Source organism: Amycolatopsis sp. lyj-23 (genome assembly GCF_046549135.1).
Taxonomy (GTDB): Bacteria; Actinomycetota; Actinomycetes; order Mycobacteriales; family Pseudonocardiaceae; genus Amycolatopsis.
The window spans coordinates 111007-134930 of the sequence record NZ_JAJPWN010000014.1; the positions used below are offsets into that span (position 1 = coordinate 111007).

At 71.9% G+C, this 23924-nt stretch carries 23 protein-coding genes; 10 read left to right on the top strand and 13 right to left on the bottom strand.

Annotated elements, in window-relative coordinates; all coding sequences use genetic code 11:
* Positions 1–36: 36 nt before the first annotated feature.
* The 6 genes from ACLJPY_RS32410 to ACLJPY_RS32435 all read right to left on the bottom strand — a co-directional run bounded on the left by ACLJPY_RS32410 (position 37) and on the right by ACLJPY_RS32435 (position 5155).
* Complete coding sequence (locus tag ACLJPY_RS32410) at positions 37–795, bottom strand: maleylpyruvate isomerase family mycothiol-dependent enzyme (RefSeq protein WP_410594287.1); 759 nt, start codon at positions 793–795, stop codon at positions 37–39.
* A gap of 60 nt (positions 796–855) precedes the next feature.
* Positions 856–1392, bottom strand: coding sequence for a 2'-5' RNA ligase family protein (locus tag ACLJPY_RS32415; protein WP_410594289.1), 537 nt, complete (start codon positions 1390–1392; stop codon positions 856–858).
* A complete protein-coding gene (locus ACLJPY_RS32420; RefSeq protein ID WP_410594291.1) occupies positions 1389–2240 on the bottom strand; it encodes an alpha/beta fold hydrolase in 852 nt (283 codons plus the stop codon). The genes ACLJPY_RS32415 and ACLJPY_RS32420 overlap by 4 nt, the downstream gene beginning before the upstream one ends.
* 31 nt (positions 2241–2271) lie before the next feature.
* Positions 2272–3444 carry a hypothetical protein gene (locus tag ACLJPY_RS32425; protein WP_410594293.1) on the bottom strand — a complete coding sequence of 391 codons (1173 nt, stop codon included), beginning with the start codon at positions 3442–3444 and terminating at the stop codon, positions 2272–2274.
* 4 nt (positions 3445–3448) lie between these two features.
* Positions 3449–4660: a class I SAM-dependent methyltransferase gene (locus tag ACLJPY_RS32430; RefSeq protein WP_410594295.1), complete on the bottom strand. Its 1212-nt coding sequence runs from the start codon at positions 4658–4660 to the stop codon at positions 3449–3451.
* Positions 4661–4780: 120 nt separating this feature from the next.
* Entirely contained in the window at positions 4781–5155 is a 375-nt protein-coding gene (locus ACLJPY_RS32435; RefSeq protein WP_410594297.1) for an STAS domain-containing protein, read from the bottom strand.
* A 247-nt stretch (positions 5156–5402) separates the two neighbouring features.
* Here ACLJPY_RS32435 and ACLJPY_RS32440 point away from each other — a divergent pair, with 247 nt between their 5' ends.
* The 6 genes from ACLJPY_RS32440 to ACLJPY_RS32465 all read left to right on the top strand — a co-directional run bounded on the left by ACLJPY_RS32440 (position 5403) and on the right by ACLJPY_RS32465 (position 11479).
* Complete coding sequence (locus tag ACLJPY_RS32440; RefSeq protein ID WP_410594299.1) at positions 5403–6290, top strand: TIGR03619 family F420-dependent LLM class oxidoreductase; 888 nt, start codon at positions 5403–5405, stop codon at positions 6288–6290.
* Between the two features lie 118 nt (positions 6291–6408).
* Positions 6409–6777 (top strand): VOC family protein, encoded by a 369-nt coding sequence (locus ACLJPY_RS32445; RefSeq protein WP_410594301.1) that lies wholly within the window; start codon positions 6409–6411, stop codon positions 6775–6777.
* 200 nt (positions 6778–6977) lie between these two features.
* Complete coding sequence (locus tag ACLJPY_RS32450; protein ID WP_410594303.1) at positions 6978–7634, top strand: lytic polysaccharide monooxygenase; 657 nt, start codon at positions 6978–6980, stop codon at positions 7632–7634.
* Between the two features lie 163 nt (positions 7635–7797).
* A complete protein-coding gene (locus ACLJPY_RS32455) occupies positions 7798–9252 on the top strand; it encodes an RICIN domain-containing protein (RefSeq protein WP_410594305.1) in 1455 nt (484 codons plus the stop codon).
* Between the two features lie 165 nt (positions 9253–9417).
* Entirely contained in the window at positions 9418–9675 is a 258-nt protein-coding gene (locus ACLJPY_RS32460; RefSeq protein ID WP_410594307.1) for a hypothetical protein, read from the top strand.
* A gap of 1 nt (position 9676) precedes the next feature.
* A complete protein-coding gene (locus tag ACLJPY_RS32465) occupies positions 9677–11479 on the top strand; it encodes a glycoside hydrolase family 15 protein (RefSeq protein ID WP_410594309.1) in 1803 nt (600 codons plus the stop codon).
* A gap of 300 nt (positions 11480–11779) precedes the next feature.
* On the opposite strand, the gene ACLJPY_RS32470 is transcribed toward ACLJPY_RS32465, so the two are convergent.
* Positions 11780–12331 (bottom strand): TetR/AcrR family transcriptional regulator, encoded by a 552-nt coding sequence (locus ACLJPY_RS32470; protein ID WP_410594311.1) that lies wholly within the window; start codon positions 12329–12331, stop codon positions 11780–11782.
* A gap of 132 nt (positions 12332–12463) precedes the next feature.
* On the opposite strand from ACLJPY_RS32470, the gene ACLJPY_RS32475 reads away from it, so the two are divergent.
* A complete protein-coding gene (locus tag ACLJPY_RS32475; RefSeq protein ID WP_410594313.1) occupies positions 12464–13918 on the top strand; it encodes an aldehyde dehydrogenase in 1455 nt (484 codons plus the stop codon).
* Positions 13915–15303 carry an MDR family MFS transporter gene (locus ACLJPY_RS32480; RefSeq protein ID WP_410594315.1) on the top strand — a complete coding sequence of 463 codons (1389 nt, stop codon included), beginning with the start codon at positions 13915–13917 and terminating at the stop codon, positions 15301–15303. Before ACLJPY_RS32475 ends, ACLJPY_RS32480 begins: the two co-directional genes overlap by 4 nt.
* Here ACLJPY_RS32480 and ACLJPY_RS32485 read toward each other — a convergent pair.
* Positions 15261–15752 (bottom strand): carboxymuconolactone decarboxylase family protein, encoded by a 492-nt coding sequence (locus tag ACLJPY_RS32485; protein ID WP_410594317.1) that lies wholly within the window; start codon positions 15750–15752, stop codon positions 15261–15263. The two genes, ACLJPY_RS32480 and ACLJPY_RS32485, sit on opposite strands and share 43 nt — an antisense overlap.
* A gap of 155 nt (positions 15753–15907) precedes the next feature.
* Between ACLJPY_RS32485 and ACLJPY_RS32490 the strand changes: the two genes are divergently transcribed.
* Both ACLJPY_RS32490 and ACLJPY_RS32495 read left to right on the top strand, forming a co-directional pair.
* Positions 15908–16477, top strand: coding sequence for a hypothetical protein (locus ACLJPY_RS32490; RefSeq protein ID WP_410594319.1), 570 nt, complete (start codon positions 15908–15910; stop codon positions 16475–16477).
* 22 nt (positions 16478–16499) lie between these two features.
* Positions 16500–17105: a GNAT family N-acetyltransferase gene (locus ACLJPY_RS32495; protein WP_410594321.1), complete on the top strand. Its 606-nt coding sequence runs from the start codon at positions 16500–16502 to the stop codon at positions 17103–17105.
* Between the two features lie 44 nt (positions 17106–17149).
* Here the strand turns inward: ACLJPY_RS32495 and ACLJPY_RS32500 are convergent, their stop codons facing one another.
* The 5 genes from ACLJPY_RS32500 to ACLJPY_RS32520 all read right to left on the bottom strand — a co-directional run bounded on the left by ACLJPY_RS32500 (position 17150) and on the right by ACLJPY_RS32520 (position 23827).
* A complete protein-coding gene (locus tag ACLJPY_RS32500) occupies positions 17150–19894 on the bottom strand; it encodes an alkaline phosphatase family protein (RefSeq protein ID WP_410594323.1) in 2745 nt (914 codons plus the stop codon).
* Positions 19895–19899: 5 nt separating this feature from the next.
* On the bottom strand, positions 19900–21240 hold the full coding sequence (locus ACLJPY_RS32505) for an ABC transporter permease (RefSeq protein WP_410594325.1): 1341 nt from the start codon (positions 21238–21240) through the stop codon (positions 19900–19902).
* Positions 21237–22136, bottom strand: a complete 900-nt coding sequence (locus ACLJPY_RS32510; protein ID WP_410594623.1) for an ABC transporter ATP-binding protein — start codon at positions 22134–22136, stop codon at positions 21237–21239. The genes ACLJPY_RS32505 and ACLJPY_RS32510 overlap by 4 nt, the downstream gene beginning before the upstream one ends.
* 357 nt (positions 22137–22493) lie before the next feature.
* On the bottom strand, positions 22494–23159 hold the full coding sequence (locus ACLJPY_RS32515) for a polysaccharide deacetylase family protein (protein WP_410594327.1): 666 nt from the start codon (positions 23157–23159) through the stop codon (positions 22494–22496).
* A gap of 2 nt (positions 23160–23161) precedes the next feature.
* Positions 23162–23827: a glycoside hydrolase family 11 protein gene (locus ACLJPY_RS32520; protein ID WP_410594329.1), complete on the bottom strand. Its 666-nt coding sequence runs from the start codon at positions 23825–23827 to the stop codon at positions 23162–23164.
* Positions 23828–23924: the final 97 nt, after the last annotated feature.

Below are 23924 nucleotides of genomic sequence, written 5' to 3' on the forward strand. Positions count from 1 at the left end.
CCACGGCTACACGATCGCTACATCCGCCCCACCGGCTCAGCCGCTGACGTGAGCGGTGTTGTCGAGCCAGTGCTCGGCCAGACCGGTGTCACCCTCCACGCCAACCTCGGTGAGGGGCAGCCGGCGGGTCAACGTCAGCAGCAGTGCCGCGGCCGGGCCCGTCACCGTCACGTCGGCCGGGCCGCTTCCGGGGCGCCACTTCGCTCCCTCGGGGCCGCGTTCGACGGACCACGCGCCGATGCGGTCGGTGGCCTGCCACTGCAGGGTCTGGCCCGTGCCTCGCAGGGCCTGCGCGGACTCCGGGCGCTGCGTTCCCCACGTGGGCGAGGTCAGCATCGAGAAGTGGTTGGTGATGAGCGCGGCGGCGACGTCGGCTTCGACGGCGGGCGGCCGGGCCGCCGCGATGGCCGCGTCGGCGCCGTGGACGACCGCCTCGTTGAGCATCGTCGTCAACCAGAACTGCGTTCCGGAGCGCTCGTCGCCCGACGCGTTGAACACCGGGGCCTCGAGCGCTTCGGCGGAGCACGCGGCGGCGACCCGCTGCGCGGACTCCGTCAGCCACGCCTCCCACTCGCCGGAGCCGGCGGGGACCGCGGCCAGTTCCGTGGGCAGGCGCGCCGGATCGGTGATGCGGCGCTCGATGATCTCCGCGACCCAGTGCTGCGTCCGGCCCAGGTGCGCGACCAGATCGGCGACGGTCCACTTCGGAGCGGTCGGGACGGCGGCGCCGGGACCGGCCGCCGTGGCCGCCTCCGCCAGGCGGCGGGTGTGCCCGACGATCGCTTGCCGCGGCACGGTCGGGGGTCAGCTGGTCATGGTCTTCGTCCTCGATCTCCCGGTGTGCCGCTGTCTCGGCTACGCGTCGAACGGCGACCGCGGAAATCGACGCGCCCCGGCGAACGGCACCGCGGCCGCGAACTCCCACGGGCCGCCGACGTACCGCCAGACGGTCAGGCCGGTCGCGGTCGCCGTGGGTGGTCCGGGGTCGCGCCGCACCGCGCGGAGGGTCTCCGCCGCGGTCTCCGGGTCCACTTTGTTCTGGACCGTCACGTGCGGCTTCAGCGGCTGGGCGTCCTGCGCGGTCAGCCACGGCGACCAGCGCGTCCGCAACGCGGCGTGCACCCGCAGCAGGATCGGCGACCCGACCTCCAGCGCGACGCCGCGGCCGAGCGACCGCGCGCCGGTCACCGTGAGCTCGAACGGCGCCGTGCCGCCCGCCACTTCCGCGCTGCCGGTGAGGATCGCCGCCAGGTGCTCGCCCGGCAGCGCGTGGAACAGCGTCAGGTGGGCGTCGACCTGGAGGCGCTCCGGCGGGAACCACCGGCGGCGCAGGGCGTTCCACGCGGCCTGGGCCCGCTCGTCGACCGCCAGGGTCACCACCAGCGGCGTCACGACAGCGCCAAGGCGTCCTCGACCGCCGCCGCCACCGCGTCGGGTGCTTCCAGCGGTGCCGCGTGGCCCACGCCCGGCAGGACGCGGATCTCGGTGTGCGGCAGCAGGTCCGCCATCACGCCGGTGTCCGCGGCGCTCGTCATCGGGTCCTGGCCGCCGACCAGGAAGACGACCTTGGCCGGGATCTCCGCCGCCGTGCGCTCGAATTCCCGCCAGTAGTGGCGGTTCTGCCACAGGCCCGCGACCGTCTGCAGGTTGCCCGCCTCCTCCATCAGCGAATCCCGGGCCTCGCGGGACGCCAGCGCCGGGCGGGAGACGAGCCGGCGGCCGACGACGAGCCTGCTCGACCATTCGCGGCTCGCGATCGCCCGCTTGACCGGCCCGGGCACCGGCGTGCCGACCAGCGCGAACAACCGCAGGTAGGACAGCCGTGACGTCGTGGCGCCGGGGACCCGGCGCAGCGGTTCGTCGATGAACCGCGCCACGCTCGAGAGGCCGCCGTTGACCAGGACCGCCGCCCGCACCGCCGCCGGGAGCTCGTAGGCGACGGCCAGCGCCACGAACGCCCCGACGGAGTGGGACACCACCGTGACGCGGTCGCGGCCGGCCGCCGCCAGCTCTCCGGCCAGCGCGCGGCCCAGCCGGGAGACCGTCGGGCGGGCGTTGCCGAAGGCCGCGTGGGCCAGCACCGGGGCGCCGTAGGCCAGGTCGGCCGCCACGCCGTCGAGCCGGCGGAGCACGAAGTCCCATTGCTTTTTGTTGCCGCTCATTCCCGGCAGGAACAACACCAGCGGACGGCCGGGGCGGAATTCGGTGATCGGCTCCAGCAGGCTGGGAATTTCGGCCACGACCCGCCTCCTCGCCGGCGTTTGCCGGATCCTAACGCTTCAACAGCCACGAAACAAGCGCGAGCACGATCGGGGCGAGCAGGTAGACGAATACCGCCGTCAACGTCGCCCGTGTCCGGAACGGCAGATCCGGGTTCTGCCAGACCTTTTCCGCTTCTTCGGCCGCTTCTTTCTGCTCCTCCGCTGTTTGCGCGGAAAGGAGGCGGTCGTCGACGTAATTCTGTTTCGCCTGCAGCACCGATTTGTGCGCGATCATCGTCGGGTAGATGACGAGCGCGCTGTTGACGACCATCACCGCGGTGACGATGAAGAACGTCCACTGCGTGAACGGCAGCCACACGATGCACACGCCGAGCGTCGTCACGAAGTGCGCGAGCGTCGAGCCGTACGTCCACTGCATGAACCGCCGCAGCGTCCGCAGGCCCCAGTAGCCGTCGTTGTTCGCGCGCAGGTTGGGTGTGACGCCGAAGCCGACCGTGGTCGCCGTCTGCGCGAAGATCGCGAAGATCAGGCCCATGAGCAGCTGTTTGAGCACGAAGTAGAACATGTACGCGCCCAGCAGCCAGAGGAGCACGGCCATCACCGGGTGCGCTTCGGCGTTCGCCCACCAGCCCGCGTAGACGGCCGCGCGCCACGGCTCCGTGCGCCCCGGCACCGGGTTCCACCCGGCCAGCAGCCCGCTCGCGCGGAGGTAGTTCAGCAGGAAGTACGCGCCGACGCAGCTGAGCAGGAACAGCGAGAGCGACACCTTCTTCGCGCCGATCCGCCGGAACCGCCGGTTGGCCCGCATGATGAGGACCTGGACTTCGCGCGGGTCGAAGTGCGGGACGCCGTCGCCGACGTTGCGCACGGTCATCGGGATGAAGTCGCGGATGGACTCGACCTGCTCGAGGCAGAACAACGGCGTGGCCAGCGCCGTGAAGAGGACGACGAGCGCCACCGGGTCCTGCAGCAGCGGCATCCCGATGCCGTCGAACCGCGCCGGGGCCCGCAGGACGGCGGTGATCGCCGACGGCTCGTCCGACGTGCTGATCAGCACCTGCTGCTGCCCCGCCACCGCAAGGACCACCAGGCTCGCGAGCACGCCGAAGGAGTTGAACCCGGCCTTCGCGCGCAGCGGCCGCGTCGATCCGGTGAGCAGGCGGTTGCGGCCGAACGACCGCCCGATCAGCTGCGGTTTGAGGCTGTCCAGCGACACCGGCACGCCGTCACCTCGCCTCCGCGAGGACCTGGGTGACGTCGATGGTGCCGTCCTCGAACCGCCGCCGGGACCCCGCGAGGTAGGCCCGCCAGGCGCGCGCCCGCTGCAGCCCGGCGGCCGCGACGCAGGCGTCCCAGTTCCGTTCCAGGTTGTCCAGCCAGGCGCCGGTGGTCCGCGCGTAGCTCTCGCCGAAGCTCTCGGTGGACAGCACCCGGAACCCGGCCCGGTCGAGGTCGGCGAGCTGGCGCGACAGCGGGAGCAGCTGCCCGTTCGGGAACACGTACCGCTGCGCGAAGGCGTTGGCGCGCAACCGGCGCGGCCCGGTTTCCCGGCGGGTGATCGCCTGGTTGAGGTACCGGCCACCGGCCGGCAGCGAGCGGCGGACGAGCGAGAAGAACGCGGGCGAACGGCGCTGCCCGACGTGTTCGTACATCCCGACGCCGGCCGCCGCGGTGATCCCGGGCCGCGGCAGCAGCTGCCGGTAATCGCCGTAGCCGATCTCGATCCCGGCGCGATCGGAAAATCGCCGGGAGGCGTAGGAAAATTGTTCCCGTGAAGCGGTGAACCCGATTCCGGCCGAACCGTACGCGGTGGCGGCGTGGTCGAGGAAGCTGCCCCAGCCGCAGCCGATGTCGAGGACGGTCGAATGCGGGCCGAGTTCGAGTTTTTCGCCGATCCGCGCGTGTTTGCGGGCTTGGGCGGCTTCGAGGGAATCACCCGGACCGGCGAACATCGCCCCGGAATACGTCATCGACGGGCCGAGCAGCAGGGCGTAGAAATCGGCGGTCAGGCCGTAGTGGAAATCGAGTTCGGCCCGGTCGCGGCCGACGGTGTGCCGTCCCGGGCGCGCCGCGCGGTACTCGCTCGCCGTCGCGCCGGCCGCGACCAGGTCGCGGAACCCGCGCCGGGCCGTCACGCGCACGGCGGTCGTCAGCACGACGGCGGCGACGGCCGGGTCGTGGAGGTCGGTTTCGTGGTCCGCCACCGGGGCGATGTCGCCGGAGATCTCGATGTCGCCCGCCACCCAGGCGCGCGCCAGGCCGAGCCCGCGCGGCGCGCGCAGCACCCGCGCGAACGCCGCGGGCGTGCGGATCGCGATCGTCGTCGACGCGTCGGCGGGCCCGCTCCGGCTGCCGTCGTAGGCGGTGACCGCGACACCGGGCAGGCGGCGCGAAAGCCGGTCGACCAGCGGCTGGAGTTCCGGACCCGGTGCTCGCACGGCGTTCCCCCACTTCGTCGGAACCGACGTCGGCGGGAAAGTGCGGATACCCGCGTCCGGTCAGTCGCGCAGCGAGTCGTGTCCGTTACGGTGAGTCGGGCGAGCCCCGGTCCGTCCGGGTCAGGCCGCTTCGAGCGCCTCGGCGAAGCGCGGCGGCAGCAGGCGGATGAGGCGCAGCGCCCCGCCGTCCGGGCTGACCCGCACGGTGCAGGCGATGCCGCGCCCGGTGGCGAGCAGGTAGCCGTGCTCGACCGCGGCCAGGCCGGTCGCGCTGAGGAACTGCACGCCGCGCAGGTCGATCACCAGGTGGGTGCGGGTGCTAAGGGCGGTGAGGTCGAGCAGCTCGCGCAACCGCGGGGCGGTGGCGAGGTCCAGGTCCCCGGCGACTTCGACGACGGCGACGCCCGGGGCGGGCCGGTGGGTGGTCAGGCGGAGCGCGTCCGGCAGTTCGACCGTGGCGGCGACTGCGGGCAGCGCGGGAGGACAGGTGGTCATGGTGGCCTGCTTTTCGTCGGCCACACCCTAGGTACAACGCTGACGTGAAATCGCGGAGAGGACCGCGCGACAACTGATGCCCCGAGCGCAGGGGGAAGTCGTTGCGGCCGTCGGCTCGACCGTTGCCCCCAGCATAGGCCATCCCGGCTCCCGGCGACAGACACGAGACTGCTTGCCCAAGCAACCGAATCCGGGTAGTTGTGGCAGCAGGACCGACCGCGTCCGTTCACTCTTCAGGGGAGAAGCAATGCCACTCGGGTTCAACCTTCCGGTCTTCGGCAAGGCAGCGACCACACCGGGCGGGATCGCGCGGTACGCGCGCGAAGCAGAACGGGCCGGCGCCGCCGGCCTCTGGGTCGGCGACCGGCTGCTGTCGCCGGTCGCCCCGGTCGTGCCGTACCCGGGCTACGAGACCATGCCCGAAGAGTTCCACACGGCACAGGACCCGTTCACCGCACTGGCCATCGCCGCCGCCGTGACCGAGACCGCGGTGCTCGGCTCCAGCACCATCAACGCGACCCAGTACCAGCCCGCGAACTTCGCCAGGCTGCTGACCAGCATCGACGTGGCCGGCAACGGCAGGCTGCTTCCCGGGCTCGGCATCGGCTGGTCGCCGGACGAGTACGACGCCGTCGGCGTCCCGATGTCCGAGCGCGGCAAGCGGCTCGACGACCTGCTGGACCTGCTCGAGAAGTGGTGGTCGCAGGACACGGTGACCCACGAAGGCGCCGGCTACACCATCGCGGAGTCCCACGTGAACCTCAAGCCGGTGCGCAAGCCGCCGATCCACCTGGCGGGCTTCGGCGAGCGGTCGCTGCGCCGCGTCGCCGAGCGGGCCGACGGCTGGCTGCCGGTGTGGTCGGTGCCCGAACAGTTCCCGGCGGACGTGATCACCTCGACCCTGGCGAAGCTCCGCGCCGACACCGAGCGCGCCGGCCGCGACCCCCAGGCGCTCGGCGTCGCCCTGCGCGTGAACGCCGAAGCCGGCACGAAGGTGGAGGCCATCGCGGAGGCGGTCAACCGGATCGTCGAACTGGTGGCCCCGGACCACACGTTCGTCGATCTGACGTACCTGACCGACAGCGTCGAGCAGCAGCTGGACCTCACCGGCCGGCTGCTGGAGCTGACCGCCTAGGACCGACAGCCTCGGCGCGGGCCACGGCGGCCCGGTCGAGCGGCTCCGCCGGTTGACTTGTGTCAGGTTCCTGACATACGCTGTGTTTGTCAGGAACCTGACACGAAAGGAGCACCCCATGCCCGTCACCGGCCCCGACTTCCTCTCCCTCCAGGCGAGCGACCTCGCCGCTTCGCAGGCGTTCTACGAGCAGTACCTCGGTCTCGTCCGCTCGCCGGCCGGACCGCCGCACGCCGTCGTCTTCGAGACGAAGCCGATCGCGTTCGCCCTGCGGGACGTCGTCCCCGGCACCGACCTCGCTTCCGTGCCGCAGCCCGGCATCGGGGCCGCGATCTGGCTCCACGCCACGGACGTCCAGGCCATCCACGACGCACTGGCCGCCGACGGCCACCCCATCGTTTCCGCACCGGTCGACGGCCCCTTCGGCCGGACGTTCACCTTCGCCGACCCCGACGGCTACCGGATCACCCTCCACGACCGCGGCTGACCGGAGAACCGAAAGTTTCGCCGGGAAATCCGTTCTTTTCGAAACCGGCACCCTTTCTCATCGGACGGCCGGGAAAAACCGCGGAACCTTTTCGGCAGTTGGTTGAAGTTTGTCCGGATCGGGGATAGGCTGCCGATATCTTGGGAGCGCTCCCAGATGAACCACCACCGCTCGCTCATCCCGAGAATGGAGGCTCATCCATGCGCAAGCGCACTTTCTCCGGAGCCGGACGGCGAGGGCTCGTCGCCCTCGTCGCCGCCGGGCTGGCCTGCCTGTTCGCCGGCGTCCCGGCGGCCTCGGCGCACGGCACCATCGTCGATCCCGCCACCCGCGCCTACCAGTGCTGGCGGGACTGGGGCAGCCAGCACACCAACCCGGCCATGCAGCAGCAGGATCCGATGTGCTACCAGGCTTTCCAGGCCAACGCCGACACCATGTGGAACTGGATGAGCGCCCTGCGGGACGGGCTGCACGGCAACTTCCAGGGTTCGACGCCCGACGGGCAGCTGTGCAGCAACGGCCTGGCGCGCAACAACTCCCTGAACACCCCCGGCGCGTGGCGGACCACCGGCATCGGCAGCACCTTCTCGATGCACCTGTACGACCAGGCCAGCCACGGCGCCGACTTCATCCGGGTCTACGTCAGCAAGAACGGCTACGACCCCACCACCCAGCGGCTCGGCTGGGGCAACCTCGACCAGGTCACGCAGACCGGCCGCTACGCCCCGGCGAAGGACATCACCTTCACCGTCCAGACGTCCGGCGCCTACCGGGGCCACCACGTCCTCTTCACGATTTGGCAGGCTTCGCACCAGGACCAGACGTACATGTGGTGCAGTGACGTGAACTTCGGCTGACGCGGCGAACGCGTGCCGCATCGGACAGCGGGCCGCTGTCCGATGCGGCGCGTGTTCTTTCCTGACCGATCCTGAGCGTTTCGCTTCGGAACTCTGGCCGATTCCCCGCGCGAGGTGTTACCAGTGTTGCGAGCTGCGCAGGGATCCGGGAAGGAACGAACCGATGAGACCGACCCACTCCGCGTTCCGCAGGACGCTGCAGAAAGCGTTCCGGCTGGTGGCGCTGACCACGCTGGCCGCGGGCCTGCTGAGCGCCGTCCCGCCGCAGGCCCAGGCGTCCACCGCCGCCTTCAAGGGCGTCAACTGGGCCGACCCGCGGGACAACTTCGTCAACGGCGAGCTCTACGTGTCCGGGCTCGGCGCGTCGGACACCTACGCCTCGGCCGCCGCGACGGCGAACCAGGTGGTCGGCCAGCTGTACTCGATCACCGGCGCCGACACGGTCCGGATGCCGGTCAACGAACCGACCGTCGCCGGCTACTGGGGCACCTACACCGGGGCGATCGACACCGCGCTCGCCAAGGGCAAGGTCATCCTGGCGTACTGGGCCTACACCGGCGGCAAGCCGCCGGACACGGCTCGCTTCCAGCAGATGTGGGACACGATCGTCGCCAAGTACGGCAGCAACCCGAACGCCTACTTCGAGGTCGTCAACGAGCCGTACGCCTACAGCGCGAGCGCCCTGGACGACTTCTACACCGCCTGGCTGGCGCGCTACCCCGGCGTGCCGCGCGGCCGGGTGATCCTCGACGGCACCGGGGACGCCCAGAACGTCCCCGCGGTCGGCGGTGACCGGCGGCTCGACGGAACGCTGCTGGCCGCCCACGACTACTCCTTCTTCGCCGGCTACGAAAGCGAAACCGAGTGGGCCGACCACCTCGGCGGCTACATCGGCGCGTACGCCGACCGGACCGTGGTCACCGAGTGGGGCGGCCCGATGTCGCCCGGCAGCAAGAACGGCGTCCACTACGACACGATCGACTACAGCGTCCCGAGCGGCTCGTTCTTCGCCGACTACATCCGGGGCGTCAGCGCGAAACTGCGGAGCCTCGGCGTCGGCAGCGTGTACTGGCCGGGCCTGCGCGACGGCGACTGGTACAGCCTGACGACCAAGACCGGGACGGGCGCCGGCATCCGGCTGACGCTGTCGAACCCCAGCGGCCTGACCCGGCTGCAGTACGCGTGGGGCATCGGCACCGGCGGCGGCACGTACGTCCGGATCGTCAACGCCGCCACCGGTCTCTACGTCGACGGCCTCGGGCGCACCGCCACCGGCTCCGCGGCGGGGCAGGCGAGCGGCGACCCCGCCCGCTTCGACCAGCAGTGGGTCATCGAGAACGCCGGCAACCGGGTGCGCATCAAGAACCGCGCCACCGGCCTGTACCTCGACGGCGCCGGCCGGACCACCAACGGCGCCGCGGTGGGCCAGTACGACAGCAGCGGCAGCGGCAACCAGCAGTGGTCGGTGGTGACGGACGCGAACAACGTCCGCATCCGCAACAGCAGCACGGGCGAGTACCTCGACGGCATGGGCCGCACCGGCAGCGGCACCGACCTCGCCCAGTACGGCGACAGCAGCAGCGCGAACCAGCGGTGGCGCATCGTCGCCGCCGGCTGAGCCCGCCCGGGTGGGGCCGCGTCCCGGCCCCACCCGGGCCTTTCCGCACCGATCGCCGGGTTTGCCCGTTGATTGCTGCCACCGTGCAGGTGTTGCGCAACGCAACTCGGGCAAACCGTGGGCGAACGGTCCGGCGGCCACGCCGTCGCGGAAAGGAGCGGAGCAATGCGAGCACTGACCGTTGAGCCGGAGCAGAAGGGCTCCCTGCGGGTCGACACGATCGAAGACCCGCAGCCGACGCCCGGCGAACTGCTCGTGCGGGGCCCCGCCCGCGGCGAGTACGGCTGGGCGCCACCCGGCCGGGACCGCCTGGTCCTGGGGCACGAATCACTCGGCCGGGTGCCCCTGGCCCGGCCCGCCGACACCTTCGAAGCCTCCGACGACGACGTCAAGGTCGTCATCGACCTCGAAGGCGGGCGCTGAGATGGCCCCGATCGAGGACTACGCCCTGCTGGGCGACCTGCACACGGCCGCCCTGCTGTCGCGCGAGGGCGCGATCGACTGGCTGTGCCTGCCGCGCTTCGACTCCCCGGCCTGCTTCGCCGCGCTGCTGGGCGACGAGCACGCCGGCACCTGGCGGCTCGCGCCGGCGAGCGGCGGCCCCGCGACCCGGCGCTCGTACCGCGGCGACTCGCTGGTCATGTCGACCGAGTGGGACACGCCCGACGGCACGGTCCGCGTCCTGGACTTCATGCCGCCGCGCGGGGAAGCCGCCGACGTCGTCCGGATCGTCGAAGGCGTGTCCGGGCGGGTGCCGATGCGCATGCTGCTGCGGCTGCGGCTCGACTACGGCTCCGTCATCCCGTGGGTGCGCAACGAAAACGGCGAGTTCGTGGCGGTCGCCGGGCCCGACGCCATCTGGGTCCGCACCCCGGTGCCACTGCACGGCGAAGACCTGGCCACGCGCGCCGAGTTCACCGTCTCCGCCGGGGAGCGGGTGCCGTTCGTGCTCACCCACAGCGCGTCCTACCGGCCGCGCCCACGGTTCGCCGACGCCGAGGCCGCGCTGGCCGGCACCGAACGCTTCTGGGCGGACTGGATCGGCCGCTGCCGCTACGACGGGCAATGGCAGCCCGCGGTCCGGCGCGCCCTGATCACCCTCAAGGCCCTCACCTACGCCCCGACCGGCGGGATCGTCGCCGCGGCGACGACGTCGCTGCCGGAACAGCTGGGCGGCCCGCGCAACTGGGACTACCGCTACTGCTGGCTGCGCGACTCGACCTTCACCCTGCAGGCCCTGATCGGCACCGGCTACCACGACGAAGCCAAGGCGTGGCGCGAATGGCTCGTCCGCGCCGTCGCGGGCAACCCCGCCGACCTGCGGATCGTGTACGGCCTCGACGGCACCCGCCGGCTGTCGGAATCGACGCTCGACTGGCTGTCGGGCTACGAAGGTTCCACGCCGGTCCGGGTCGGCAACGCCGCGGCGGACCAGTTCCAGCTCGACGTCTGGGGCGAGGTCCTCGACGGGCTGCACCTGGTCCGCGAAGCCGGGCTCCCGACGTTCCACCCGGCCTGGGACCTGCAGCGCGGGCTGCTCGACTTCCTCGAAGGCCACTGGGACCAGCCGGACAACAGCCTGTGGGAGGTCCGCGGGCCGCGCCGGCACTTCGTGCACTCCAAGGTGATGGCCTGGGCCGGCGTCGACCGCGCGGTGCACACCGTGCGCGCCCACGGCCTCGACGGGCCGGTCGACGACTGGCGGGCGCTGCGCGAGAAGATCCACCAGGACGTCTGCGCGCACGGGTACGACGCCGACCGCAACACGTTCACCCAGTTCTACGGCTCCCGCGGCCTCGACGCGGCGCTGCTGCTCATCCCCCGCGTCGGCTTCCTGCCCGCCGACGACCCCCGGGTCCGCGGGACGGTGGACGCGGTCCGGGCCGAGCTGGCCCACGGCGGGTTCGTCCGGCGCTACGACGCCGAAGCCGACGGCGGTGTCGACGGGCTGCCCGGCGGCGAAGGCAGCTTCCTGGCGTGCAGCTTCTGGCTCGCCGACGCACTCCACGCGACCGGCCGCACGGCCGAGGCGCGCGGGCTGTTCGAGCAGCTGCTGGGGCTGCGCAACGACGTCGGGCTGCTGTCGGAGGAGTACGACACCGACGCGCGCCGCCAGGTGGGCAACACACCGCAGGCGTTCAGCATGGTCGGGCTGGTCAACACCGCACGCCACCTCTCGGGTTCCGACACCGGCACCAACGCCCCGGGCGAGAACCAGCGCTCCTGACCCACGCCGCACCCGAAGAGTCGGCCCGCGTACCCCGAGGGTCGGCCTGCGTACCCAGACGGTCGGCCTGCGTACCTGGAGGGTCGGCTTGCGTACCCAGGAAGTCGGCCTGCGTACCTGGAGGGTCGGCCTGGGCGGACGGGTGATCCGACCGGGCAGGCACGCGAACTGACCCATCGGGTACGCGAACCGACCGTCCAGGTACGCAAACCGACCGTCCAGGTACGCAAACCGACGGGCCAGGTACGCAAGCCGACCGTCCGGGTACGCGGACCGACCCTTCGGGTATGCCGCAGTGCGTCAGGAGGGCTCGGGTTTGCCGAAGGCGCGCAGGAACGTGTCGACGATGACGTCGGCCGCCTGGGCGTCGCTCAGGTCCGGGAGGTCCCGGGTGGACAGGTGCACCAGGGAGCCGAGCACGTTGCCCGGCCAGCGGTCGGGCAGGCCCGGCCGGAGGAACCCTTCGTCCGTGGCCCGCTGGAGGAACCGGTCCACCTCCTCGACCGCCCGCAGGCGCCGGGCCCAGATCTCCGGGTCCGAGCGCATCCTGCTGATCTCGGCCGGCCAGGTGCGGTTGACCCCGACGATGCCCTCGACGTACCGGTGCAGGGCCACCGGCACCGGCGCCTCCCGCAGGCGGGCCGCCTCGATCGCCGTTTCGATCGCGTCCAGGCGGGCCTGGTAGACCGCCGCCAGCAGTTCTTCGCGGCCGGTGAACCGCCGGTAGACCGTGCGCCGGTCCACGCCGGCTTCCGCCGCGATCGCCGCGATGCTCGTGGCCGGGTCTTCGGCGAGCATGCGGGCGCCCGTGGTCAGCAGCAGTTCGAGGTTGCGCGCGGCGTCGGCTCTCACTCCCCCACCATACCGCCACAGCGTTGAGACATTCCTCGAAGCTACCGTCCCTGTGCAGTGACTCACACGTGCGCTCTTTGCAGCACTCAAGTGCTACTTTTATGTGGCAGATACCAGTCCAGGAGGCACCCAGTGATCACGCACGAAGAACTCTTCATCGGCGGCACGTGGACGACCCCGAGCAGCCCGGAGCTGCTGGACATCCGTTCCCCGCACGACAATGCGGTCATCGGCCGCGCGGTGCAGGCGCAGCCCGCGGACGTCGACCGGGCGGTCGCCGCCGCGCGGCGGGCCTTCGACGACGGCCCGTGGCCGCACACCTCGCCCGCGGAGCGGATCGCCGTCATCCGCAAGCTGGCCGCGCTGCGCGAGGAGCGCGCCGACGAGATCGCGGCCCTCATCTCCGCCGAGAACGGGTCCGCGCTCTGGTTCACCAAGGCCGGTCAGCCGAGCCTGACCCGGCAGGCCGACGCCTACCTCAAGGCGGCCGAGGCATTCGGCTGGGAGGAGACCCTCGAACCGTCGGATCCGGCCGCGCCGTTCCGGTCCGTCGTGCGCCGCGAGGCGATCGGCGTGGTCGCCGCGATCATCCCGTGGAACTCGCCGTTCTCCTCGGCCTCGGCCAAGATCATCCCCGCGCTGCTCGCCGGCAACACCGTCGTCCTCAAGGTTTCGCCCGAGAACACGCTGAGCATGAACCTCCTCGCCGAACTGCTCGCCGACGCCGGCCTGCCCGAAGGCGTCATCAGCGTCCTGCCCGCCGACCGCGAGACGAGCGAGTACCTGGTCGAGCACGCCGACGTCGACAAGATCGCCTTCACCGGGTCCACCCGCGCCGGGCGCCGCATCGCGTCGCTGGCCGGGGCGCAGCTCAAGCGGGTCAGCCTCGAACTCGGCGGCAAGTCGGCCGCGATCATCCTCCCCGACGCCGACCTCGACGCGGCGGTCCGGGGCCTGAAGTTCGGTTCCCTGCTCAACAACGCCGAGTCGTGCATCGCCCAGACCCGCGTCCTCGCGCCGCGCAGCCGCTACGAAGAGGTGGTCGCCGGCCTGAAGGAGCTGATCGAGTCCCTCGGCGTCGGCGACCCGGCCGACGACGGGACGTTCATCGGCCCGATGATCCGCCGCGACCAGCAGGAGCGCGTCCGCGGCTACATCCGCACCGGCATCGAAGAAGGCGCACGGCTCGTCACCGGCGGCCCGGAAGTGCCGGCGGGACTGGAAGCGGGCAACTACGTCACACCGACGCTGTTCGCCGACGTCGACAACTCGATGCGCATCGCGCAGGAGGAGATCTTCGGCCCGGTCCTGGTCGTCATCGCCTACGACGACGAGGACGACGCCGTCCGCATCTCCAACGACTCCGAGTACGGCCTGTCCGGCGGGGTGTGGTCGGCGGACCCGGCGCACGCGCTCGCCGTCGCGCGGCGCGTGCGGACCGGCACCGTCACGGTCAACGGCGCCCCGATCGGCTTCGACGGCCCCTTCGGCGGGTTCAAGGCCAGCGGTCTCGGGCGCGAGTACGGCGCTGTCGGGCTCGGCACCTACACCGAGTACAAGACCATCACGGTTCCGGCCGCCCGATGACCCTCGACGTCCCGCTCAGACCCGCGGCGCGGCCGGCGATGGCGGCACTGGTCCTCGCGGTCCTGCTGGCCGCGCTGGACCAGACCATCGTCGCCACGGCGCTGCCGCGGATCGCCCGCGACCTCGGCGGGTTCCGCGACATCGCCTGGATCACCGCGTCCTACCTGCTCGCCTCGACCGCCGCGACGCCGCTGTGGGGCATGCTCGGCGACATGCTGGGGCGCAAGCGCCTCTACCTCCTCGCCACGACGGCGTTCCTGGTCGCGTCCGCGCTCTGCGGCCTCGCCGGGAACCTGCCCCAGCTGGTCGCCGCGCGCACCCTGCAGGGCCTGGCCGGCGGTGGGATGATCGTCCTGACGTTCGCGCTGGTCGGCGACATCGCCGCGCCCGCCGAGCGCGGGCGCTACCAGGGCCGGTTCGGCTCGGTCTACGGCGTCGCCAGTATCGCCGGGCCGCTGCTCGGTGGCCTGTTCACCGACCCCCTTTCCTGGCGGTGGGCCTTCCTGGTCAACGTGCCCGTCGGGCTGGTGGCGCTCGTGCTCGCCGCGCGGGCGCTGCCCGCCACGGTCCGGCGGCCGCGCGCCCGCATCGACTACGCCGGCGCGCTTCTGCTGGCCGGCGCGGCCACGGCACTGGTGCTGATCACCTCCTTCGGCCCGCGGTGGGGCTGGACGTCCCCGGGCACAGTGGCCCTCGCGGCCGGCGCGATCGTCCTGATCGGACTGGTGGTCCCGGTCGAGCGCCGGGCCGCGGCACCGGTGCTGCCACCGGCGATGTTCGCTTCGCGCACGGTCGTCGTCGCCGCCTCCGTCGGGTTCCTCGCCAACGTCGCGATGTTCAGCGCGCTGGTCTACCTGCCGACGTACCTGCAGGTCGTCGACGGCGTCTCGGCGACGCTCTCCGGCGTGCACCTGCTGCCGCTGGTGCTGGGGCTGGTGGTGACCCAGTCGCTGGCCGGGCGCTGGGTCGCCGACCCGGCCCGGCTGCGGGCCGTCCTGGTGACCGGCATGGCCGTGAACGTCGCCGGGCTGCTCCTGCTGAGCACGCTGGCTCCGGGCACGGCGCAGCTCGCGCTGATCGCGTACTTCGCCGTCACCGGCGCCGGGATCGGCATGGTCCCGATGGTGGTGCTGACGGCAGCGCAGAACGCAGTGCCGCCGTCCGACCTCGGGGCGGCGAGCGCGGTGGTCACCTTCGCCCGGTCGATCGGCGCCGCGTTCGGGGTCGCCGTGTTCGGCAGCCTGCTCGGCGAGGACGTGGCCGGGCACATCGGCGGGGCGTTCCTCGCGATCACCCCTCTCGTCGTGCTCGGCACGGCCCTCGCCGCGCTGATCGGGCGCGCTCAGCCGCGTCCGGCCGCGGCGGCGAACATCCCGGCCTCGTAGGAACCGCCCTTCTGGTGCACGATCACGGCGAGCCGGTTGGCGGCGTTGATCAGCGCGACCAACGCGACCAGCGCGGCGGCCTGCTCGTCGTCGTAGTGCTCGCGCACGCGGGCCCAGGTCTCGTCGGAGACGCCTCCGGCGGCGTCGGCGAGCCGGGTGCCTTCCTCGGCCAGCGCGAGCGCGGCCCGCTCGGCCTCGCTGAACACGGTCGACTCCCGCCACGCGGCGACGAGCGCGAGCCGGACGGCCGACTCCCCGGCCGCGGCGGCCTCCTTGGCGTGCATGTCGAGGCACCAGCCGCACCCGTTGATCTGGCTGGCCCGCAGGCTGACCAGCTCCCGGGTCCGAGCGGGCAGCGGCGACCGGTCGATGACCTGCCCGAGGCTCGCGAACCGCTTGGTCAGCCGGGCGCCGGTGTCGGTGCCGAACAGGTCGAGGCGGGTGTCCATGGCTTCGTCCTCACTGTGTCGTCGGGGGGAACGACCTCCAGACACCGGCGGGACGGCGGTTGTGACAGCCGGTTCGGCGAAGCCGGTGCCGGACGTATCACCGCCCGGTCCCGCGCGCTCTCCAGGAGTGCAACGGATCGAGGGAAGGAACCGAGATGTCCACTACGTTTTCCACGCTCCGGCGTCGCTTGCGCGGCGTCACGCTGGCCACCGCCCTGTCCGCCACGCTGCTGGCCGCCACGTCCGGGGTGGCGCACGCCTCCCTCTCGCAGGTGCAGGACGGCTTCGAGGTCAACCCGCAGGGCTCGTGGCTGGTGGCGACCGGCGGGTCGGCGTCGGCCGGGTTCGACGTCGGGGCCGGGACCGCCCGCTCCGGGCGGAACAACGGCTGGCTGTTCGCCAGCAACGGCTGGGCGTTCGAGGGCTACTGGGTGCCGACCAACTCGGTGCCCGCCTACGCCCAATGCGCTTCGCAGTTTTACATGCAGACGGCGGGTGGCGCGCAGGTCGGCATCGAGATCTGGGACGCCAACGCCCACCTGCTCTACAGCACCTACCCCTGGCTCAACGGCAGCGGCGCCTACCAGGCGGTCAACACCGCGCGCTGGAACCTCAACGGCGTCAACCCGGTGTTCGTCAAGGCGATCGTCGGGGCGATCGTCGGGGCGAGCGGTTCGTCCCGGTTCGTGCGGCTCGACGACATGACCACCCAGTGCTACTGGTGACCGGGCTGTACCATCACTGCCGATGAGCTGGGCGGGGTGGAAAGTGCGGTTGCGGGAGGTCCGCCCGGCGGACCGGCGCACCCTGATCGGGTTCGACCGCGACTCGGACCGGCAGATCGGCGGCTACCGCCACTGGGCGACGCACCGCGACACGGCGGGCGACGACTTCCACTTCGCGATCGAAACCCTGCACAACCGGACGCTGGTCGGGTCGATCTGGATCCAGGCCGACCCGGCCACCGGCCACTTCAGCTACGGGATCGGGATCGGCCCGCAGTACCGCCGGTGCGGGTACGCCGCCGACGCCGTCACGGTCCTGCTGGCGTTCATGTTCGAGCTGCGGCGGTACCGCAAGTGCGAGGTCAGCATCAACGGCAGCAACTTCGCCTCGCTGGCGCTGCACGGCGAGGTGGGCTTCCGCGAGGAGGGCCGCCCCCGCGACACCGAACTGCGCCGCGGCGAGGTCCGCTACCCCGTGCTGATGGGCCTCACGGCGGCGGCGTTCGCGGCGCACCAGCCGGCGTTCAACGCGGCCCGCGGCCCGGCGCGCCCGTTGCGGGGACGCCACTGGCGGGAGCCGCGGCGGGGCCGCCACTGGCGCACCGAACACCTGCGACCGGCCCGCTGAGCAAGCACCGGGAGGCCCCGCGAGGGAGCCTCCCGGTGCACCGGTCAGCCGTCCGATTCCGCGGACGGGAGGAACGCGCCCGGCACCTGCTCCGGGGCGTACACCTGCTTCTCACCCGGGTAGGGCAGCTGCCACCCGTGCGTCTGGTACCACGTGAAGTGGTTCATCTGCGCGGGGTTGGCGTAGTCGGCGACGGCGTCCGGGCCGGTGAGGCGCTGGTGCGTCGTCCACTCCTGCCACTGGGCCGCCACCTGCTCCTTGCCCGCCGCCACCGCCGACGACGGCACCGGGGCCGCGGCCGGGTTCGGCGCCGCCGGGGTGTCGGCGCCGCAGGAGGGCAGGGACTTCAGGCCGTCCGTCAAGGACGTCCGGTTCGGCAGCGCGGTGAACGGCGTGAAGTCCGGCTTCTGCTGGAAGGCCGCGCTCATCGGCGTCGCCGCGCTGTCCTTCTGGTTCATCGGCTTGACCCCGAGGATCTGCTCGATCGTGCGGATCATCGTGATCTGCGAGTAGTAGTGGCTGTCGACGACGCCGTGGCGGGCGTACGGGCTGATGATCTGCACCGGCGCCCGGTGACCGTCGACGTGGTCCAGCCCGGCCTGCGAGTCGTCCTCGACGACGAAGATCGCCGAATCCTTCCAGTACGGGCTGTGCGAGATCGTGTCGACGATCCGGCCGACCGCGAGGTCGTTGTCGGCGACCTGGGCGGCCGCGTTCGGCGGGCCGCCGGTGTGGTCGCTGGAGAGCCAGAACATGTTCAGGTTCGCCGGCCCGTGCTTCTCGAAGTCGTCCTTCCAGATCTGGTAGCGGTAGACGTCCGGCACCGAGGTGTCGAACTTCGGGAAGCCCGGCACCGAAACGTCGTTCAGCGACGGGATCGGCGAGGACGACACCAGCGGGTACGCCGTCGGCTCGCCGGTGGCGGCCATGTTCTTGGCGTCGCAGTACAGGTTCTGCCAGCTCGCGCCGGCCGGCTTGGTCAGGAACTGCTGGAACTCGCCGAAGTCCCGCACCGACTTCCCGGCCGCCTGCGCGCCGGTCCAGAGGAACCCGGAGCTCTGGTGGCCGAGCGCGTCGTCCTCGGTGTCGTAGCTGCGCAGGTACTCCCCCGCCGACGACTCGGTGTACTCCGGGTTGTCGGCCTGCATCAGCCAGTTGTGGCCCTCGGCGGAGTTCGTGCCGATGTCGTAGGTGTTGTCGTACAGGCCGAACTGCCGCTCGAGCGCGTGCTGGTTCGGCGTGACGTTCTCGCCGAACTGCGTCACCGACGGGTCGCCGTTGCCGCGCGAGTCATCCCCGAACACCTGGTCGTAGGTGCGGTTTTCCTTGACCAGCAGGAAGACGTGCTTGATCGTCGAGGGGTCGCCGAGCCGCGCCGGGACCGGCACCGGGCTGCGGTGACCGTTGTCGTGCGCCACCTGGACCGAGCCGGGCGTCCAGCCGTTCTGCCGGAACACCTTCGCCGTGTAGCCGCGGATCGCCGGGTCGTTCGGCAGCCGGAACTTCTGCAGGCTCGACGTCGTGTCGTGGGTGCCGTGCCCGGCCGCGGTGGTCGGGCGGCGGGCGTCGATGCCGCGGGTGTTGGAGACCAGGACGTCGGGGCCGACGGTGGCGATCGCCGTCGGGAAGTAGTCCGTCGGCAGCAGGCCGACGTAGCTCACCGGCTCCTGCGCCCGGTGGTAGCGGTAGACGGCGACGGCGTTGGCGCGCCCGAGCGTCACCAGCAGGTGGCCGTCGCCGGTGAGGGTGACGCCGTCCGGCTCGTACCCGACCGTCGCTTCCGGCCACGGCTGGGTCGCGATGGTCTGGACGACCTGGTCGCGGCCGGTGTCGATGACCGAGACCGTGTTGCTCGCGGTGTTCGTGACGAACAGTGCACCGTCCTTGGCGTACACCGCGGTCGGGTGCAGGCCGACGTCGATGCTCTTCGGCGCGGCGCCCGCGTTCGCCAGGTCGATCACGCTGACCGTGCCGCTCGTGGTGGCGCCGGTGAACCGGCTGGCGGGCACCTGGGTGTTGTAGGAGTTCAGCGTCGGCTCGCCGGGCCGCGCCGGGCGCCCGCCTTCGTTGCTGACGTACAGCTTGCCGCCGACGCGGACCAGGTCGCGCGGCGCGTTGCCGACGGCCCAGCTCTGCTTGACCGCCCCGGTCGCCGCGTCGAGCGCGACCACCCGGTTCTGGCCGTTGACCGCGGAGTACACAGTGGACCCGTCGGCCGAGAAGACGGCCTGGGCCACCAGCGCGTGCTTCTCGCCGTCGGCCGGGATCTTGACCGACACCGGAGCCGCGACACTGCCGTCCGGGTTCACCGTGAACTTGGTGTAGCCGTCGGTCTGGGCCAGCCACAGGGTTTTGCCGTCCGGCGAGTACGACGGGCCTTCCTGGCCGACGTCGTTGCCGGCGATGCGCAGGTTCGCCGTCGCCGAGTTGCCGACGAGCTGCTGCACCTTCCAGCTCTTCAGGTCGACGACGGTGAGCGCGATCCCGCCGTCGGTGGTCAGCGCGGCGAGGTGGCTGCCGTCCGGGCTGACCGAGGACGCCATGATCTTGCCGTTGTTCACGACCAGCCGGTCGCCGATCGGGTCGAGGTACTGGTCGGCCGCGACGACCTGGCCGTCCGCAGTCACCTGGCCGACCTGGTCCTCGCCGAACTGCCGCGTGGACGCGACGCCGACGCCGGTGCCGGCCGCGACGAGCACGAGCGTGATCGAGCCCGCCGTCGCGAACCGGAACCGGTGGGCGAGGCGGCCGTCCTTCCCGGGCCGCCGCCTGCGGCGTGTTACCTGCATGGGATTCATCCCTTCGTGGTGGGGAGCAGCTCGACGTTGGCGTCGAACTGCCAGAGGGGGTTGGGCTGGTCCCCGTCGGGGGTCCGCACCCGGAAGTAGCCGTTGACCTCCTTCGGGCCGTCGCCGTCGGCGACGTACCGCCCGTCCGCGGTGACGTCCAGCTGGTAGATCGCGGTGCCGGTGGCCGCGACGCCGGGCAGGTGCCACGTGACGACGCAGCGCCAGTCGTTGCCGGGCCCGGCGGAGTCGACGAGGCCGTCGCCCTTGGTGCAGGCGGCCGTGGCGGCCAGCTGCGCTTCGGTGACGTCGGGGCGGTGCAGCTGCCCGGCCTGCAGGCGGTAGAGGTGCGCGAACGCGGTGGCGACCGACTGCTGCACCTTGTCCTGGGTGATCCCGGACCCCAGCGCGGGTGTCGCCGCGGCGATGATCCCGGCGGTGACGGCGAAGAGGGCGGCCAGCGGCAGCACGGCGAGCGCCCGGCGCCCCGAGTCGTCGTGGGCCGGGTTGGTGAAGTCGCGGCGCACGAACAGCCGGTACGCGAGCGCCGTCGCGGCTACCGCCCACACCAGGCTGACGCCGGCCGCGATGAGCAGCGGCCCGAGCTGCGCGGGGTCGGTGAACAGGCCGTTCCACGCGATGAAGGCGTAGCTGGGCAGGGCGAGGCGGACGGCGACGGGCAGCGGCAGCAGCTGGGCGAGCGCCATCGCGAGCGCGACGACGGCGGGCAGCAGCAGCCCCATCGGCGACCGTCCCCAGAGGACGGACCCGAGCAGCCCGATCGCGGCCAGCGCGAGGGTCGGGGCGAGCACGCTCACCCAGGCGAGCAGGACGCGCCCGGCGGCGTCACCCGGGCTGAGCAGGTGCCCGTCGAAGCCGACGAGGGCCCGGTGGCCGGCGGTGAGAAGCCCGCCGGCGGTGCCGGAGACGGCCATCCCGGCGACGAGCACGACGAGGACGGTGAGGCTGGCCAGCGCTTTCGCGGCGAAGAGCCGCCTCGCGGACCGCACGGCGACCAGCAGGTGCCGCCAGGTCCCGAGCCGGTCTTCGGCCGCGAACACGTCCCCGGCGACGACGGAGGTGAGCAGCGGCAAGGCGTAGGTCCCGGCGAAGCCGAGCATGACGAGGGGACCGGCCCACCCGCTGGCGTTCATCCACCGGCCGAAGAGCGTGTCGACGGGCAGCGAGCTCTGTTCGCTGACGGCGGCGACGAAGACGGCGGGGGCCAGCCAGCAGGCGAGCACGAGCAGCCGGATCCGCCAGGCGGCGAAGAGCTTGACGAGCTCGAAGCGGTAGGCCCGGGCCAGCGGCACGGGCCGGGCCGGCGCGGCGGAGAGGGTCGCGGTCATCGGCGGGCCTCCTGCCCGGTCAGTGCGAGGAAAGCCGATTCCAGCGGCGACACGACGGGTGCGAGCTCCCGCACCGCCACCTGCGCCTGCACCAGGCCGCGGACCAGTTCATCGAGGGCGGGCACCTGCGCGCGGACCACCAGCACTTCCGGGTCGGGCCGCGGGGCCTCGACCGGCCGGATCCCGCGCGTGTCCGCGATCACCCGGCGGGCCGCGTCCGGGTCCGAAGTGCGCAGGCGGTACTCCAGCTCGCCGTTCTCCGCCGAGAGCTTCGCGAGCGGGCCGGTGAAGACCACGCGGCCGGCCGACAGGATCGTCACCTCGGCGCACAGCGCCTCGAGGTCGTCCATCCGGTGGCTGGACAGCACCACCGCCGTGCCGGCCGCCGCCAGGCGCTCCAGGACCCCGTGGACGTGCTTCTTGCCCGCCGGGTCCAGGCCGTTGGCCGGCTCGTCGAGCACCAGCAGCCACGGTTCGGTCAGCAACGCCGCCGCGAGGCCGAGCCGCTGGCGCATGCCGAGGGAGAAGCCGCGCACCCGGTCGTCGGCGACGTCGGCGAGCCCCACCTCCGCCAGGACGTTGCCGACGCGGTGACCGCCCAGCTTGGCCAGCGCGGTGAGGTTCTGCCGCGCCGTGAGCGACGGGTAGAGCCCGGGCCCGTCCACGAACCCCGCGACCCCGGCGGGCGCGGCGAGCGCCCGGCCGACGGGTGTCCCGAGGACCTCCAGCCGCCCTTCGTCGGCGACGGCCAGGCTCAGCAGCAGGCCGAGCAGCGTCGTCTTGCCGGCGCCGTTCGGGCCGGCCAGGCCGTGGATCCGCCCCGGCGCCACGTCGAAGTCGATGCCGTCGAGCGCGACGACGTCACCGAAGCACTTGGTGATCCCGCGGGCTCTCACTGCCAAAGGTGCGTCCACGCGGAGAAACTTAGGCACCGCAAATGAAGGCGGCGGGCGCGCGAAGTGAACGCTGCGGGAACGCGAGCCGACCGGCCGTCGCCGCGACGGTGAAATGTCCGAGTTAACCGCTAGCTTGCCTTCGCGACGAGCGCAATCCCGGTAAAAACCTCAGCCGAAATCGAGCTCCTATTCCCCGCCATTCCGGAAAAATGTCGCGGAATCTCCATGAAATCCACAACTGACCGGCACAATGCCGAGGGTGCTGACCGCAGAGCAGGCCGCGGACTCGGCCCCCGTGGAGTGGTACGTCGAGTAGAGGTGGCGCGGCGGGGTGCAACCGCCGCGCCACCGCCCGCCTCAGCCCGGGGCGACCGCCCGCCCCGTCTGCGGCGAGATCATCCCGGCGCAGAGCCCGCGGCTCGCCAGCGTCTGCGCGATGCGCGGGATGGCGGACAGCGTGTTGGCCGGCCATTCGTGCATCAGGATGACCTGGCCGTTCGTCAGCCGGGCGTTCGCCGCGACGATCGCGTCGACGCTCGCGTTGTTCCAGTCGCCCGAATCGACGTCCCAGATGATCTGGCGCAGGCCGTACTTGGCCTCCACCGCCTGGACCGTCGCGTTCGTTTCGCCGTACGGCGGGCGGAACAGTCGGGGCGTGCCACCGCCGGCGGCCGCGATCGCCTGCTGGGTCCGGGAAACCTCGGAATCCACCTGGGCCTGGCTCAGCTGGGTCAGGTGCGGGTGCGTGTAACTGTGGTTGCCCACCCACATCCCCGCGCTCACCTCGGCGCGGACCTGGGCCGGGTACGCGGCCGCGTACTGGCCCTCGTTGAACATCGTGGCCCGCAACCCGTTCTGCCGCAACGCGTTCAGGATGGCCGGGGTGTGGGCGTTCGACGGTCCGTCGTCGAAGGTCAGGCCGACGTACCCGCCGCACGCGGCGGCCTGCGCCGGCGCGCCCACGGCGATCGTGCTCGCCACGGCGATGGCCGCCGTGGCCAGGAAAGTGCTCAGCCGGCGCATGGTCACCCCACGTTGATGTTCGAGTTGCCGCTGCTCTGGTAGCCCTCGGTCGCGAGGATCATGTAGTAGTTGAAGCTGCCGAGCGGCATGCCGGCACGGCCCCACGCGTCGAAGTGGTTGCCGGTGGTGATGCTGCCGCCGGTCCGCCGCTGCTGCCGGACGCTCCAGTACTGGTTGAACGTCTTGTTGCCCTCGACGGACGGCGCGTTGTAGCGGGTCGTCTCGTAGATGTCGTACGTGCCGCCGTCGCTGGTCACGGTGCCCTTGTACGTCCCGGTCGGCCGCCAGCTGCCCCAGTTGTCGACGATGTAGTACTCGACGAGCGGGTTGGACGTCCAGCCGTAGAGCGACAGGTAGCTGTTGCCGGAGGGGTTGAAGCTGCCGGAGTAGTTCACCGTCCGCCGGCTGCCGTTGCCCCAGCCCTTGCCGGCGACGAAGTTGTTGACGTTGCTCCAGTTCGTGCGGTAGTTCCCGCCGGAACCGAGCGTCATGGAGACCGAGCCGCCGCCGGCGCTCCAGAACGAGTAGTAGTACCCGTTGTTGTAGCCGGTCTGGTTGGCCGTGACGACCGTGTCGGCCCAGGCGGTGCCGGGCAGGAATGCGGCGATCAGCGCAAGGACGGCGCCGCCGGCGAACATCCTGCTGCGGCCGCGTTTCTTGGTGAGCATGCTTCCTCCTCGTCGAGGCTGGCAGGCGAGCCAGGGTGGCAAAAGCATGCGAGCAGTCCCGCTGGTCCGGCAATAACTTTCGGAAAGTTTCGTTGCC

Excerpts from the sequence above, each read along its gene's own strand:
- ACLJPY_RS32445 (WP_410594301.1), top strand. The coding sequence starts at position 6,409 with ATGCCCGTCACCGGCCCCGACTTCCTCTCCCTCCAGGCGAGCGACCTC.
- ACLJPY_RS32440 (WP_410594299.1), top strand. The coding sequence starts at position 5,403 with ATGCCACTCGGGTTCAACCTTCCGGTCTTCGGCAAGGCAGCGACCACA.
- ACLJPY_RS32460 (WP_410594307.1), top strand. The coding sequence starts at position 9,418 with ATGCGAGCACTGACCGTTGAGCCGGAGCAGAAGGGCTCCCTGCGGGTC.
- ACLJPY_RS32495 (WP_410594321.1), top strand. The coding sequence starts at position 16,500 with ATGAGCTGGGCGGGGTGGAAAGTGCGGTTGCGGGAGGTCCGCCCGGCG.
- ACLJPY_RS32490 (WP_410594319.1), top strand. The coding sequence starts at position 15,908 with ATGTCCACTACGTTTTCCACGCTCCGGCGTCGCTTGCGCGGCGTCACG.
- ACLJPY_RS32515 (WP_410594327.1), bottom strand. The coding sequence starts at position 23,159 with ATGCGCCGGCTGAGCACTTTCCTGGCCACGGCGGCCATCGCCGTGGCG.
- ACLJPY_RS32500 (WP_410594323.1), bottom strand. The coding sequence starts at position 19,894 with ATGCAGGTAACACGCCGCAGGCGGCGGCCCGGGAAGGACGGCCGCCTC.
- ACLJPY_RS32450 (WP_410594303.1), top strand. The coding sequence starts at position 6,978 with ATGCGCAAGCGCACTTTCTCCGGAGCCGGACGGCGAGGGCTCGTCGCC.
- ACLJPY_RS32465 (WP_410594309.1), top strand. The coding sequence starts at position 9,677 with ATGGCCCCGATCGAGGACTACGCCCTGCTGGGCGACCTGCACACGGCC.
- ACLJPY_RS32480 (WP_410594315.1), top strand. The coding sequence starts at position 13,915 with ATGACCCTCGACGTCCCGCTCAGACCCGCGGCGCGGCCGGCGATGGCG.
- ACLJPY_RS32505 (WP_410594325.1), bottom strand. The coding sequence starts at position 21,240 with ATGACCGCGACCCTCTCCGCCGCGCCGGCCCGGCCCGTGCCGCTGGCC.
- ACLJPY_RS32455 (WP_410594305.1), top strand. The coding sequence starts at position 7,798 with ATGAGACCGACCCACTCCGCGTTCCGCAGGACGCTGCAGAAAGCGTTC.
- ACLJPY_RS32485 (WP_410594317.1), bottom strand. The coding sequence starts at position 15,752 with ATGGACACCCGCCTCGACCTGTTCGGCACCGACACCGGCGCCCGGCTG.
- ACLJPY_RS32520 (WP_410594329.1), bottom strand. The coding sequence starts at position 23,827 with ATGCTCACCAAGAAACGCGGCCGCAGCAGGATGTTCGCCGGCGGCGCC.
- ACLJPY_RS32435 (WP_410594297.1), bottom strand. The coding sequence starts at position 5,155 with ATGACCACCTGTCCTCCCGCGCTGCCCGCAGTCGCCGCCACGGTCGAA.